This window comes from Allobranchiibius sp. GilTou73, from assembly GCF_021391335.1.
Lineage (GTDB): Bacteria > Actinomycetota > Actinomycetes > Actinomycetales > Dermatophilaceae > Allobranchiibius > Allobranchiibius huperziae.
In genome coordinates this window covers 3,011,105-3,023,882 of sequence record NZ_CP090051.1, presented here as the reverse complement: position 1 = coordinate 3,023,882, position 12,778 = coordinate 3,011,105, and the positions used below count along the sequence as shown (strand labels likewise).

General features: G+C 69.6%; 13 protein-coding genes. 3 read left to right on the top strand and 10 right to left on the bottom strand.

Annotation, left to right across the window (positions count from 1 at the left end):
- Nucleotides 1–6: 6 nt before the first annotated feature.
- Both LVQ62_RS14895 and LVQ62_RS14890 read left to right on the top strand, forming a co-directional pair.
- Nucleotides 7–504, top strand: a complete 498-nt coding sequence (locus LVQ62_RS14895) for a DUF427 domain-containing protein (RefSeq protein ID WP_233762768.1) — start codon at nucleotides 7–9, stop codon at nucleotides 502–504.
- Nucleotides 501–875, top strand: coding sequence for a GntR family transcriptional regulator (locus LVQ62_RS14890; RefSeq protein WP_343048441.1), 375 nt, complete (start codon nucleotides 501–503; stop codon nucleotides 873–875). The genes LVQ62_RS14895 and LVQ62_RS14890 overlap by 4 nt, the downstream gene beginning before the upstream one ends.
- Nucleotides 876–880: 5 nt before the next feature.
- Here the strand turns inward: LVQ62_RS14890 and LVQ62_RS14885 are convergent, their stop codons facing one another.
- The 9 genes from LVQ62_RS14885 to LVQ62_RS14845 form a co-directional block, all read right to left on the bottom strand.
- Nucleotides 881–2,134: an acyl-CoA dehydrogenase family protein gene (locus LVQ62_RS14885; protein ID WP_233762763.1), complete on the bottom strand. Its 1,254-nt coding sequence runs from the start codon at nucleotides 2,132–2,134 to the stop codon at nucleotides 881–883.
- 29 nt (nucleotides 2,135–2,163) lie between these two features.
- On the bottom strand, nucleotides 2,164–3,492 hold the full coding sequence (locus LVQ62_RS14880; RefSeq protein ID WP_233762761.1) for an acyl-CoA dehydrogenase family protein: 1,329 nt from the start codon (nucleotides 3,490–3,492) through the stop codon (nucleotides 2,164–2,166).
- A 180-nt stretch (nucleotides 3,493–3,672) separates the two neighbouring features.
- The gene (gene aceB, locus LVQ62_RS14875; RefSeq protein ID WP_233762759.1) at nucleotides 3,673–5,277 is read right to left on the bottom strand and encodes a malate synthase A; all 1,605 of its coding nucleotides are present in this window, start codon (nucleotides 5,275–5,277) and stop codon (nucleotides 3,673–3,675) included.
- 177 nt (nucleotides 5,278–5,454) lie between these two features.
- Nucleotides 5,455–6,402: a glycine betaine ABC transporter substrate-binding protein gene (locus LVQ62_RS17590; protein ID WP_255696413.1), complete on the bottom strand. Its 948-nt coding sequence runs from the start codon at nucleotides 6,400–6,402 to the stop codon at nucleotides 5,455–5,457.
- A gap of 2 nt (nucleotides 6,403–6,404) precedes the next feature.
- Nucleotides 6,405–7,349 carry a glycine betaine ABC transporter substrate-binding protein gene (locus tag LVQ62_RS17585; protein ID WP_179479926.1) on the bottom strand — a complete coding sequence of 315 codons (945 nt, stop codon included), beginning with the start codon at nucleotides 7,347–7,349 and terminating at the stop codon, nucleotides 6,405–6,407.
- 68 nt (nucleotides 7,350–7,417) lie between these two features.
- On the bottom strand, nucleotides 7,418–8,197 hold the full coding sequence (locus tag LVQ62_RS14860) for an ABC transporter permease (RefSeq protein WP_179479927.1): 780 nt from the start codon (nucleotides 8,195–8,197) through the stop codon (nucleotides 7,418–7,420).
- Entirely contained in the window at nucleotides 8,194–8,895 is a 702-nt protein-coding gene (locus tag LVQ62_RS14855; RefSeq protein WP_233762757.1) for an ABC transporter permease, read from the bottom strand. Before LVQ62_RS14855 ends, LVQ62_RS14860 begins: the two co-directional genes overlap by 4 nt.
- Nucleotides 8,892–10,082 (bottom strand): ABC transporter ATP-binding protein, encoded by a 1,191-nt coding sequence (locus LVQ62_RS14850; RefSeq protein WP_233762755.1) that lies wholly within the window; start codon nucleotides 10,080–10,082, stop codon nucleotides 8,892–8,894. The genes LVQ62_RS14855 and LVQ62_RS14850 overlap by 4 nt, the downstream gene beginning before the upstream one ends.
- A gap of 12 nt (nucleotides 10,083–10,094) precedes the next feature.
- Entirely contained in the window at nucleotides 10,095–10,787 is a 693-nt protein-coding gene (locus tag LVQ62_RS14845; RefSeq protein WP_255696412.1) for an IclR family transcriptional regulator, read from the bottom strand.
- Nucleotides 10,788–10,890: 103 nt separating this feature from the next.
- On the opposite strand from LVQ62_RS14845, the gene LVQ62_RS14840 reads away from it, so the two are divergent.
- Nucleotides 10,891–12,291 (top strand): aromatic amino acid ammonia-lyase, encoded by a 1,401-nt coding sequence (locus LVQ62_RS14840; RefSeq protein ID WP_233762753.1) that lies wholly within the window; start codon nucleotides 10,891–10,893, stop codon nucleotides 12,289–12,291.
- 1 nt (nucleotide 12,292) lies between these two features.
- Here LVQ62_RS14840 and LVQ62_RS14835 read toward each other — a convergent pair whose 3' ends face one another.
- Nucleotides 12,293–12,460 carry a hypothetical protein gene (locus LVQ62_RS14835; protein ID WP_233762751.1) on the bottom strand — a complete coding sequence of 56 codons (168 nt, stop codon included), beginning with the start codon at nucleotides 12,458–12,460 and terminating at the stop codon, nucleotides 12,293–12,295.
- Nucleotides 12,461–12,778: the final 318 nt, after the last annotated feature.

Below are 12,778 nucleotides of genomic sequence, written 5' to 3'. Positions count from 1 at the left end.
CGTCGGATGAGTACAGCACGCAGGATCGCGCCGGATCCCGGCCAGGAGTCGGTGTGGGACTACCCGCGCCCACCCCGGGTCGAGGACACCGCGGAGCTGGTCGAGGTGGACCTGGGAGGGCGCACGGTCGCGAGCAGTCGCGGCGCCGTACGGGTGCTGGAGACGAGTCACCCGCCGACCTACTACCTGCCGGTCGCCGATTTCGCCGAGGGGGCGTTGCGCCCGACCGCGGGATCCTCCTACTGCGAGTTCAAGGGCGTCGCGGCGTACTTCGACGTGGTGGGCGGTTCGGCGACGGCGCGGAAGGCGGCGTGGACCTATCCGGAGCCCAGCCCCGGATTCGAGCGACTGCTCGGCTACATCGCCGTCATGCCGGGCCTGGTCGACGAGTGCCGGGTGGACGGCGAGCGGGTCCAGCCACAGGCCGGGGGTTTCTACGGCGGGTGGATCACGGGGCGTGTGGTGGGCCCGTTCAAGGGTGAACCGGGGACGCTCGGGTGGTGAGCGCGCCACTGCGGATCGACCCGGACGACGCGACGCCTCCGTACGAACAGATCTGCCGGCAGATCGCGGCCGGGTCCAATGACGGCTCGCTCGCGGTCGGCACCAAGCTGCCGACCGTGCGAGGGCTCGCCGAGCAGCTCGGCGTCGCGCCGGGCACCGTCGCGAAGGCCTACACCCGGTTGGAGCAGTCCGGTCTCATCGAGACCCGCGGCCGGGCCGGCACCTTCGTGAGTTCGTCCGGTGACCGTTCGCAGGCCGAGGCGGCCGCGGCCGCTGCCGATTTCGCACAGCGGACGCGCCACCTCGGCCTCGACGAGGAATCGCTGATCTCGGTCGTACGCGCGGCCGTCACCAACGTGCGCTCGCGCTGAGGGCGTTACTTCAACTGGCTGGAGGACAGGCCGAGCAGCCGGCGGGCCACGATCAGCAGCTGGATCTGCTGGGTGCCCTCGAAGATGTCCAGGATCTTGGAGTCGCGGGCCCACTTCTCCAGCAGCTCGGTCTCGGCGTACCCGCTCGCGCCCGCGAGCTCGACGCACGCGAGTGAGACGTTGACGCAGGTGCGCCCGGCCTTGGCCTTGGCCATCGACGCCTGCATCGAGTTGGGCTTGCCGTTGTCGGCCATCCACGCGGCGCGCAGCGCCAGCAGGTACGCCGCCTCGTAGTCGGCCTCCATGTGGATCAGCCGGGCCGCGGCGTACGGCTGGGTCGTGAGGGGTGCGTCGACGTCGGGGATGACGCCCTCCTTCGCCAACAGCTCGGTCGTCAGGTCCAGGCAGGCCCGGGTAAGGCCGCACGCCATCGCGGCCACCAGCGGGCGGGTGTTGTCGAAGGTCTGCATGACCCCGCCGAAGCCACCTTCGGTTCGGATCTCCGGATCTCCCAGCAGGTCGCGGGCGGGCACCCGGCAGTCCTGCAGCAGGAACGCTGCCGTGTCCGAGGCGCGGATGCCGAGCTTGTGCTCCAGCCGCACGAGCTGCAGGCCCGGATTACTGGTCTCGACCACGAACGACTTGATGGCCTGCTTGCCGAGCGACCGGTCGAGAGTCGCCCAGACCACGACCAGGTCCGCGCGCGAACCCGCCGTGACGTAGATCTTCTCGCCGTTGAGGATGTAGTCGTCGCCGTCCTTGACGGCGGTGGTGCGAATCGCGCCGGAGTCCGAACCGGCCTCCGGCTCGGTGATGGCCATCGCGGCCCACCGATTGCCGTAACGCTCCTTCTGCTCGTCGCTGGCGACGGCGGCGATCGCAGCGTTGCCCAGACCCTGGCGAGGAATGGACAGGGTCAGTCCGACGTCGCCGCGACAGGTCTGCATGATCGACAGCACCGAGGACAGGTTGGCGCCGTTCTTGTTGGGCTTGCCCAAGCGGTCGTTGCGACCGGACCCGACGCCCGCCGGGGCGGTGCCGGGATCCTTGACCTGCGCCGATCCGCTGGCGCCCGCGCCCTGGGTGGCGCCGGAGTCGGACATCCCGTCCAGCACCGCGGACAGCAGGTCCAGTTCGGTCGGGTACTCGTGCTCAGCCAGGTCGTACTTGCGGCTGATCGGTCGGAACATGTCGTCGGCCAGCGATGCCGCCTGGGTGAGCAGCGGGCGGAACTTCTTCGGGACTTCCAGATCAATCATGTCGAATTCCTGTCGTCGGTCGGGCCGGCTCAGACCAGCAGGGTGCCCTCGAGCACCCCGGCACCGCGCAGGTCGCGGTACCAGCGTTCGTTGTCGTACTCCTTGACGAATCCGTGTCCGCCGAGCAGTTGCACGCCGTCGGAGCCGACCCGGGTCAGGTAGGTGGAGGTGAGGCTGCGCGCGTGCGCGACGGATGCGCCCGCGTCACGCCCTGCGTCGAGCTGCGCCGCTGCCCGCCACACGACCAGCCGCAGCGCGTCGACCTCGATCGCGGCGTCGGCCACCGTGAAGGCCACGGCCTGACGCTGGGCGATCGGCTCGCCGAATGCGGTGCGTTCGACGGTGTACGTCGTGAGGTGGTCGACCACGGCCTGCCCGGTGCCCACCGCGGCTGCGGCCCAGGCCAGCCGGGCCCGGCGCACGGCGTCGAGCACGTCGGCGGACGTGCCGAGCACGTTGCCCGCCGGGACGCGTACGCCGTCCAGGTGCAGTCGGCCGGTGGCCGCCGCGCGCAGCCCCATGGCCGGGTCGTCGGTGGTGGTGAGGCCAGCGGTGCCGGGCTGCACCACGATCAGCCGGGGTTCGTCGTCGAGCAGCGCCGACACGATGAAGAGGTCCGCGCTCGCCGCGGCGACCACCAGCGACTTCTGTCCATCGATCACCACGTCGTCGCCATCGGTGCGGGCGAGCGTGCGGGGCCTCAACGGGTCGAACAGCGGCTGCGGTTCGGTCATGGCCAGGGCGCCGGTCGCAGGATCGTCCTCATCGGTGAACGGCGGCAGGAAGGTCGCCTGCTGGGCCGAGTCCCCGTAATTCACAAGGGCGTTGGCGACGGCGGCCGAGGACATGATGGCTACTGCCAGCCCCATGTCGCCACGGGCAAGCTCCTCGATGACCAGAGCGCTGGTGACCGCTGACGCCTCTTCGGCGACGCCGCCCAGATCGGTCGGGACACCGACGAGCGTGAGACCCATCGACGCCGCCTGTCGGCGGACCTCGTCCGGCACCGCGCGGTCGGTGTCCGCCTGCCCGCCGGCCGGTCGGATGACCTCGTCGGCCAACTCGCGGGCGGCCTCCTGGATCATGGCCTGGTCTTCGGACGGCGTGAGGTCGAACTCGCGGCGTGCCGTGCTGCGCTCGGGGCGGATGGCGGACCCGGACCCGCTCTTGCGGGCGAAGGCCTTGCCGGCGGCGGTCTGGGCCTTGAAGCCCTGCTGCGCGCTCTTGTAGAGGATGCGCTCGACCTTCGAGCGAAGGACGGGGTTCTTCATGGCCTCGAGGCCGCCGGCACGGGCGATCAGGCGCAACCCGAACGCCTGGCCCTTGTCGGCGAGGCTCGGTTTGGAGTGCGTACTCACGGCGCGACGCTCCTTCGGGACGAGATGTCGTTAGTTTCCGATCAGTAAAGTAAGCCTACCCGATAACTGGTACGCGCGGTACCGGTAACACGCGACACGGCCTCTTCGGTCGGCACGCAAGCGCGAGACCGCCCGACCGGGTGGCGGTCGGGCGGTCTCGCGAGAGTTGTGCGGGCGGTGTCAGGCCATCCGCTCGTACGCGGGCAGGGTCAGGAAGTCGGCGTACTCATCGGCCACCGCGACCTGCAGGAACGTCTCTTTGGCGTCCTCGTAGTCGGCCGGCTCGCCGGGCAGGTCCGCGATGACCTCGTCGGCCAGCTGCAGCACCCACTCCCGCGTGATGAGCGTGCCCGTGTCGGCCGTCGTGACGTCGTTCTGAATCTGCTGCCAGATCTGCGAGCGGGAGATCTCGGCGGTCGCAGCGTCCTCCATCAGGTTGTGGATGGCCACGGCGCCGCGGCCGGTCAGCCAGCTGCGCAGGTACTGCAGGGCGATGTCGATGTTGGCGCGCAGCCCGGCCTCGGTGACGTCACCGGGCGTGGAGCGCACGTCCAGCAGCGCGGCGGCATCGACGTGCACGTCGTCGCGGGTCTTCTCCAGCTGGTTCGGCTTGCCGCCGAGCACCTGCTCGAAGACCTCGAAGCACGTCTTGACCATCGCGGGGTGGGCCACCCACGACCCGTCGAAGCCGTCGTTCGCCTCGCGCGTCTTGTCGGCGGTGACCTTCTCGTACGCCGCGGCGTTGGTCTGCTCGTCCTTGGTCGGGATCTGAGCGGCCATCCCGCCCATGGCGGACGCGCCGCGCTTGTGGCAGGTGCGCACGAGCAGCTCGGTGTACGCCCGCATGAACGGCACCGTCATCGTCACGGTGTTGCGGTCGGGGACGATGTAGTCCGCGCCGCGGGTGCGGTAGGTCTTGATGACCGAGAAGAGGTAGTCCCAGCGGCCGGCGTTGAGTCCCGAGGAGTGGTCGCGCAGCTCGTAGAGGATCTCCTCCATCTCGAATGCCGCGGGCAGCGTCTCGATCAGGCAGGTCGCCCGGATCGTGCCCTGGGGGATGCCGAGGAAGTCCTGGCCGAGCACGAAGGCGCGGTTCCAGAGCCGGGCCTCCTTGTGGCTCTCCATCTTTGGCAGGTAGAAGTACGGCCCGTGGCCGCGGTCGATCTGCTTCTGACCGCAGGCGGTGAGGTAGAGCGCGAAGTCGACGAGGGAGCCCGAGGTCTGCTCACCGTCCACCAGGATGTGCTTCTCCGGCAGGTGCCAGCCGCGCGGCCGCACGATGATCGTCGGCTGCTGCTCGAACGGCGCGACCTTGTACTCCTTGCCCTCGGCGCTGGTGAAGTCGAGCGTGCCGTCGATGGAGTCCATCAGGTTGAGCGGACCCTGCACGACGTTGCCCCACATCGGGGTGTTGGCGTCCTCCTGGTCTGCCAGCCAGGCGCGGGCGCCGGAGTTGAGGGCGTTGATCGTCATCTTGGCGTCGGTCGGGCCGGTCATCTCCACCCGGCGGTCCTGCAGGCCGGGCGCCAGCGGCGCCACCTTCCAGCTGTCGTCCTCGCGCACTGCGCGGGTCTCCTCGAGGAAGTCCAGGTCGGTCCCGTCGGCCACCTGCTTGATGCGGGCCGCTCGCGCCTGCAGCGCGGTGAGGCGGTCGGCGTTCAACTCACGGTGCAGGCGGGCGATGAGTTCCAGCGCCTTCGGCGACAGGATGACGTCATAGCGCTCCTGCAGAGGTCCCGTCACCTGCACGCCGTCGGGCAGCTGAAGAGTGGGTGCGTCGGACATCGATCCTCCTGAGAAGGCACGGAATCGGCGCACTGGAGCGCCGCGGGCGTTGATCCGTCGATGTTACCAGCCGGTAACATCGACGCAGCCCTTCTGGGACAGTCTGCCCGACACGCCGTGTGCCGCCCCGTCGATGACGGAGCGGCACACGGTCGGATGTGACGATGGGTTGAAAAATCAGTCCTTCTTCGCCAGGTCGGCGATCGAGACCAGGTGGTACTTCTCGGCCGTGGCCTTGGTCACCATGACCGAGTCGTTGTCCTGTGCCTGCGCCGGGGTCAACGCGACGATGCTGGAGGGCAGCGCCTTCTTCAGTGCCGCCATCACCTCTGCAGTGCTGGAGGCACTGGTCGAGTTGTCCAGGTAGCTCGCCAGGGCGCCGTTGTACTCCGGGAACATGTTGATCGATCCGGCCTTCAGCGCCGGGTAGTACTTCTCGCGGCTGCCGATGTTGAACTTGTCGGTGACCTTCGCTCCGGCGCTCTTCAGGGCTTGGGAGTAGAGGTTGCCGAGTACGACGCTCTCGGGGAAGTTCGAGGAACCGACGCTGAGCGACACGCCGCTGGCCTTGCCCGGCATGTTGATCGGGTTCTTGGCCAGGAAGGCCTTCGCGACCGCCGCGGGATCCTCCTTGTCGGTGATGGCCTGGGAGACCATGTCGACCAATGCCTGCTGCGACAGCTTGGCCGACACCGCGTTGAGCACCGCCTCGACTCCCGGTGTCGCCTTGCTCTTGGTCACCAGCGGGGTGATGTTCTGGGCCGCGAAGTTGTTCTTCGGATCCTTGAGGGAGACGAACCCGTACTTCTTGATCGACGGGTCCGTGCTGAAGATGTCGGCCGCATCGATCTGACCATTCACCAGCGCACCGACGGTGACCGGGCCGCCGGTGTCGGTGACGGTGTACTTGCCGAAGACCACGCCGTAGTTCTTCTTCAGCCCGGGGAGACCGTTGGCGCGGGTCTTGAACTCGGCCGAGCCTCCCATGATGAGCTTCGAGGCGACGGTGCCACTGCCCGAGGTCGCGCCGTTGATTCCCCCGGTCTTCGAGCTGTCCTTGCCGCACGCGGCCAGGCCGAGGCCCAGGCCGATCACTGCGACGATGCCGATGCTGCGTCTGATCATGGTCAGCCCTTCTTCGCAAGGTCCGCGATGGACACGAGCTTGTACTTGTCGGCGGTGGCCTTGGTCACCACGATGGCGTCGCTGTCCTGGGCCTCGGCGGGCTTGAGCGCGACGATGCTGGACGGCAGGGCCTTGGACAGCGCGGTGTCGACGGCGGTCGTGCTCGCCTCGGTGGCCCCCTGCTGCAGGTAGCTGAGCACGGCGCCGTTGTATTCGGGGAAGACGTTGATCGAGCCGGATTTCAGTGCCGGGAAGTACTTCTCACGGCTGCCGATGTTCAGCTTCGTCGACACCTTCGCGCCCGCGCTCTTGAGGGCCTCCGCGTAGATCTCGGCAAGGACGACGTTCTCCGGGAAGTTCGCCGACCCGACGGTGAGAGAGGCTCCGCTCGCCTTGCCCGACATGTTGACGGGGTGCGCCGAGAGGAAGCTCTTGGCGACAGCGTCGGGGTCCTTCTTGTCGGTGACCGCCTGGGTGACCAGGTCGCGCAGGGACGCGGTGGACAACGTGGCGGAGACCGCGTTCAGCACCGCCTGCACACCGGGAGTGGCCTTGGACTTGCTGACCAGCGGGATGATGTTCTGAGCCGCGAAGTTGTGCTTGGGGTCGGTGAGCACCACGAAGTTGTCGGCCTTGATCGACGGGTCGGTGGTGAAGATGTCGGCCGCGTCCACCTGGCCGTTCTTCAGGGCGCCGATGGTCACCGGGCCGCCGGTGTCGGTGACGGTGTACTTGCCGAAGGCGACGCCGTAGTTCTTCTTGAGCCCGGGCAGCCCGTCGGCCCGGGTCTGGAACTCGGCCGGTCCGCCCATGATCAGCTTCGAGGCGACGGTGCCGGCGGCAGCGCTGCCGCTACCGCTGCCGGATTTCGAACTGTCCTTACCGCACGCGGCGAGGCCGAGGCCGAGGCCGGCGACCGCGACGATGCTGATGGTGCGCTTGATCATCTGTACTCCTGTGGTGAAGTGCTTGCTGGTGAACTGGTCTGTTGTGGACGGGGCCGGTCCGTGGGCCCTCAGGCGGCTACCTCCGCCTCGTCGAGGGCGGCCACCCGGGAGTCGGCCTCCCCAGCGGCGCCGCGACGCCGGTCCGCGCGCTTGGAGAACCGTCCGCTCACCCCGGGCGAGACCAGGATGCGCTGGATGGCGGCCAGCAGCAGGTCGACGAGCAGGGCGAGCAACGCGACGAGCACGCCGCCGCCGATCATCTGCGGGAAGTCGCGCTGGGCGAGTCCGTCGTAGATGAACCGGCCGAGGCCGCCGAGCGGCACGAACGACGCGATGGTGGCCGTGGCGATGAGCTGCAGCGCCGCGGAGCGCACCCCGGAGATGACGAGGGGCAGAGAGTTGGGCAGTTCCACCTGCAGCAACACCTGACCTCCCTTCATCCCCATCCCGTAGGCCGCGTCCCGCACAGCCGGATCGACGTTCTCCACACCCGCGTAGGTGCCGGCGAGGATCGGCGGGACGGCGAGCAGCATGAGGACAATCTCGGTCGGAATGATGAATCCAGCCTGGGTGCGCCCGTGGAAGTGCGGGGAGATGATCACCACCAGCAGGATCAGCAGCCCGATGCTCGGGATCGACCTGATGGCGTTGGCGACGGAGACCGCCGAACCGCCCCTGCCCGTGTGGCCGATGAGCAGGCCCAACGGCACGGCGATCAGCATCGCGATGAGGAGCGCGATGCCGACGTAGGAGATGTGGCGTTCCAGCTGCGTGACGATGCCGTCGGTCGTCCCCGTCCCGCGCCAGTGCGACGGGTCGTTGAGCCAGGTGATGACGTTGCCGATCATGCTCGTACCGCCCGTCGCCACGGTGTGAGCCCTCGACCGGCCAGGATCACCAGCGCGTCCAGCGCGAGCGCGAGGATCACGCAGAGGATCAGGCCCAGCACGATGGGCGGGTAATAGGGGCTGGTCCCGGAGGACAGCTGGTAGCCCGTCGTGAAGAGGTTGCCGAGGTTCTGGAAGCCGATGGTGCCGGCGATCGCCACGATGCTGACGTTGGAGACCACGGCTACCCGCAGGCCCGCGGTGATCACGGGCACGGCGATCGGCAGGTCGACCTTGAAGAAGCGGGCCAGCGGGGTGAAGCCGATGGCGGTGGCCGCCTGGCGGGTGTCCTCGCTGACCGAGCCGAGGCCGTCGGCGACGACCCGCACCAGCAGCGCCACCGAGTAGACCGTGAGGGCGATCGGCACCTGCAGTTCCGAGAGCTGGTCCAGGTGCAGCAGTGGCGGGATCAGCACGAAGAGCGCGATCGAGGGGATCGTGTAGAGCAAGCCCGAGACGGTCATGATCGGCGGATAGCTCCACGAGAACCGGTTCGAGAGCCACCCGAGCGGCAGCGCGATGATCAGTCCCAGGACGACTGGTACGACCGAGAGCCAGGTGTGGGACCAGAGCAGCTGCAGGTCCGTGCTGCGGTGGTCCATGAAGTAGCTCCAGAAGCTGAGCGGTGAGGAACTCACTTCGCTCGCGAGGCCGCTCATGCCGGACCCTTCTGCAGCGTGGCCGGCGTGGCACCGGAGACCCGGTGGTCGGCGCCGTCCTGGTCGCCCTGCCCGGTCTGGTCCGTGTGGTCGGCGAGGGACGGGCGGGGCTCGGTCTTGATGAGCTGCACGACCTCGTCGAGCTGGGCGCTGCCGAGCAGCCGGTGGTCCTCGTCGACGACCACGCCGCGCCCGGACGGCGAGGACAGGCAGGCGTCGAGGGCCGCACGCAGCGATCCGCCCTGGGTGGCGAGGGTGCCACCGCGGTAGAGCAGCTCCTCGGTGACCTCGCGTCCGGCGGTCTGCTCCACATTGATCCAGCCCTGCGGGTGCAGGTCACCGTCGACCGCGAGCAGCCACTCGGCGGCCTCGGACGCGGCCGGGACCGTCTCGCCCATCCGCACGGTGGGCTCCTCGTGGTGCGGCAGCTCCTGCCCCTCGCTGAACCCGAGCGCGCGATAGCCGCGGTCGCGCCCGACGAACCCGGCCACGAACGCGTCGGCCGGGCGGGCGAGCAGGTCGGCGGGGGTGGCGAGCTGGGCCAGGTGGCCGCCGACGCGCAGGACGGCGATCTGGTCGCCGAGCTTGATGGCCTCGTCGATGTCGTGGGTGACGAACACGATGGTCTTGCCGAGGTCGTCCTGCAGGCGCAGGAACTCGTCCTGCAGTTGCTCGCGCACCACCGGGTCGACCGCCGAGAACGGCTCGTCCATCAGCATCACCGGCGGGTCGGCTGCAAGCGCGCGGGCGACGCCGACGCGCTGCTGCTGGCCACCGGACAGCTGGGCGGGGTAGCGCTTGGCGAAGCCCCGATCCAGACCGACCCGCTCGAGCAGATCCATCGCGTCGCTGCGCGCCTTCTTCTTGTCGGTGCCGAGCAGGAGCGGCACGGTGGCGACGTTGTCGACGATCGTGCGATGGGGGAAGAGGCCAGCGTGCTGGATGACGTAGCCGATCCGGCGCCGCAGCTCGTGCGTGGCGATCGTGGAGGTGTCGCGGTCGTCCAGCCAGATGGAGCCGGCGGAGGGCTCGATCATCCGGTTGATCATCCGCAGGCTCGTGGTCTTGCCGCAGCCTGACGGACCGACCAGGACGGTGATCTTGCCGGTCTGCGCGGTGAGGTCGAGGGAGTCCACGGCGACGGTCCCGTCGGGATATCGCTTGGTGACGTTGTCGAAACGGATCATGCGCAATCTCTCCTAGGTGCCGAGCTGGACTTCGAGACGGTGCGCCGCTGCCGCAATCACAGCACCGCAGTGTGACAACGCGTTTCCGGTGAGTCGGTAGGTCGGGCCGAGGATCGTGACCGCAGCGACGATCCTGTCCTGCGATCGGACCGGAGCGGAGACCGCCGTGATGTCGGGCTCCAGCTGCCCGCGGGTGGCGAGATACCCCTGCGGCGTCGCCTCTCCGGCCAGGGCGGCGCGCACGGCGTACGCGTCCAGGCCGACCTCCCGGCCGATCCACGAACTGTGCCGGATGGGCCAGGTGCCTTCGTGCGTCGCGGCGTACACGGCGGTCCGACCCGGTCCGGGCAGGGCGAGGTAGGCCGACTCGCCGGTCGCGTCGACCACGTCCGCGAGCAGCGGACGGCTGAGAGCGACGAGGCGGTGACTGCTGAGGGCGCGGGTCCCGATCTGCACCATCCGCGGACCGGCGCCGAAGCTGCCGTCGGGGTCGCGGGTGACGAACCCGGAGTTCTCCAGTGTGCGCAGGAGACGCAGTGCGGTGCTCGCGGGCAGCGCGGTACGGCGTGCGCATTCGGTCAAGGTCAACGACTGTTCGCCGCACACTTCCGAGAGCAGGGCCATGGCCCGGTCGACGGCGCGGGTCGACGACGCGGGGGCCTCGGAGGCCGTCCTGCCAGGAGCGGTCAACGGTTTCCATTCCATAGCAACGGGTTTTCGCTAGGCGGTAGCCTGACACTCTTTTCCCGTCTGTGGAACCACCCGGGGATCTCTCGCCCGGCGGCGCTCGGTGGGGGAGGGTGTGAGGGTGGAACTGACGTCTGCGGGACTGCGCATCGGCGACATCGCTCGCATCGCGCTGAGTCGCGAAATGCTCACTGTGACAACGGAAGTCGGCGACCGATTGGCCTCCGGCGCCGCCGTCGCGGAACGCCTGTCAACGCAGCGGCCGGTCTACGGTCGTTCCACCGGGGTCGGCGGCAACCGATCGGTACCCGTCCAGGATCCGGACGGTCAGCTGGCCCGGGTGCTGCGCTCGCACGCCACTTCGCTCGGCACGCCCCGTGACGCGACCCGGGTGCGGGCGATGGTCGCCGTGCGGATCGGTCAGCTCGCGGCCGGCGGCAGCGGGCTCAGTCGGACGGCGTTCGACGCCCTGCTCGAGCTGCTCAACACCGACACCCTGCCTCCCGTGCTCGAGCGCGGGAGCATCGGCACCGGCGATCTCAGCGCCCTGGCCACGGTGGGGGTCGCGTTGCTGGACCACCCCGACGGCCCCCGTGTCCGACCGGGTGACGCGCTGGCGCTGATCTCCAGCAACGCCGCTGCGATCGGGGACGCGGCGCTCGCGATCCACCGGCTGGAGACACTCACCAGGGCCGCCGTGCCGATCGCCTCGCTCACTCTTCGTGCGGTGCACGGCAACGTCGAGCCGTTCGGGCCGGCCGTCGAGCGTGCCACCCCGTTCCGCGGTGCGCACCGGGTGTGCGCCGGGATGAGGCAGGTGCTGGACGACGACGGGTACGCCGATCCGCCGGCCCGGATCCAGGATCCGTTCGGGCTGCGCGCCATGCCCCAGGGTCACGGGGTCCTGCTCGACGCGCTCGACCGGGCCGCGGGCACCGTCCACGCGATGGCGAACGCCCCGAGCGAGAACCCGGTCTTCGACGAGCACAGCGGGATCACCCATCACGGCGCGTTCCATGCCGCCTACCTCGCGAACGCGGTGGAGGGGCTGCTCGGCGCGCTCGTGCAGGCCGCCCAGCTCGGGCTCGGCCGCACGACGATGCTGTCGAGCCCCGGGCTCACCGGTGCCTCGGCGTTCCTCACCGACGGCACTCCCGGCGCGTCCGGCACGATGCTGGTGGAACTGGTCGCGGCGTCGGCCATGGCGGCGCTGCGCTCCCTCGCCGCCCCGGCCAGCGCCGGGACCGTCACGCTGTCGCGGGGACTGGAGGACGACGCGTCCTTCGCGTCGGTGTCGGCGCGGGGCGCGCTCGATGCCGAGCAGGCCTACCGCGACCTGCTCGCCGCCGAACTCCTCACTGCCGCCAGAGCCCTCACCCTCACCGGGCGAATGCCTCGGTGGTCCCAGCTCGCACCCTTGCAGGCAGGTCTCGCTCGGTTGGAGGATCGCGACCTGACGGCCGATCTGCAGGCCGCACGGCACGTGGTGCCGGAGCTGGCCCACCGGCTGCGGGTCCGCTGAGTCAGTTCGGTGCCACCCCGAGCAGCCGCGCGGGATTGTCGTGGCAGTACGCCCGCAGTTCGGCGTCGCTCGGGTGCGGATCGGCGATCAGGTCGAACGGCTCGGCGTACGGACGGTCGCTGCCGAGGACGATCGCGCGCGCCGAGCGCCGTACGCAGCGCGTCCACACCGAGGCGCCCGTACGAGGAGGTGTCCACGAAGAGGTCGTCGTCGGCGCGCGCGACGGCGCGGGCGCGCACCGCGAACCGCTCGATGGACAAGGGTGCGAGACCTGCGCCCGCCACGATGCAGATGCGCAGATCCGGCAGGAGCGAGCGGCCGACCGTCTGCCAGGACCACCACGCCGCCTGCTGGGCCGCTGGGTACTGCACCACGGCCGGCCACCAGTCGGGTCCGGGATGCGGATCCACGGGACCGGGATGCACCAGGACGGGTCGATCGGCGAGCTCGGCGCGGCGCAGCAGGGGGGCCAGGGCCTCCAGGGACG

What these genes read in the sequence shown, in the direction of transcription:
- LVQ62_RS14860 (WP_179479927.1), bottom strand. Translation starts at nt 8,197, where the DNA reads ATGATCGGCAACGTCATCACCTGGCTCAACGACCCGTCGCACTGGCGC.
- LVQ62_RS17585 (WP_179479926.1), bottom strand. Translation starts at nt 7,349, where the DNA reads ATGATCAAGCGCACCATCAGCATCGTCGCGGTCGCCGGCCTCGGCCTC.
- aceB (WP_233762759.1), bottom strand. Translation starts at nt 5,277, where the DNA reads ATGTCCGACGCACCCACTCTTCAGCTGCCCGACGGCGTGCAGGTGACG.
- LVQ62_RS17590 (WP_255696413.1), bottom strand. Translation starts at nt 6,402, where the DNA reads ATGATCAGACGCAGCATCGGCATCGTCGCAGTGATCGGCCTGGGCCTC.
- LVQ62_RS14850 (WP_233762755.1), bottom strand. Translation starts at nt 10,082, where the DNA reads ATGATCCGTTTCGACAACGTCACCAAGCGATATCCCGACGGGACCGTC.
- LVQ62_RS14845 (WP_255696412.1), bottom strand. Translation starts at nt 10,787, where the DNA reads ATGGAATGGAAACCGTTGACCGCTCCTGGCAGGACGGCCTCCGAGGCC.
- LVQ62_RS14885 (WP_233762763.1), bottom strand. Translation starts at nt 2,134, where the DNA reads ATGATTGATCTGGAAGTCCCGAAGAAGTTCCGCCCGCTGCTCACCCAG.
- LVQ62_RS14855 (WP_233762757.1), bottom strand. Translation starts at nt 8,895, where the DNA reads ATGAGCGGCCTCGCGAGCGAAGTGAGTTCCTCACCGCTCAGCTTCTGG.
- LVQ62_RS14895 (WP_233762768.1), top strand. Translation starts at nt 7, where the DNA reads ATGAGTACAGCACGCAGGATCGCGCCGGATCCCGGCCAGGAGTCGGTG.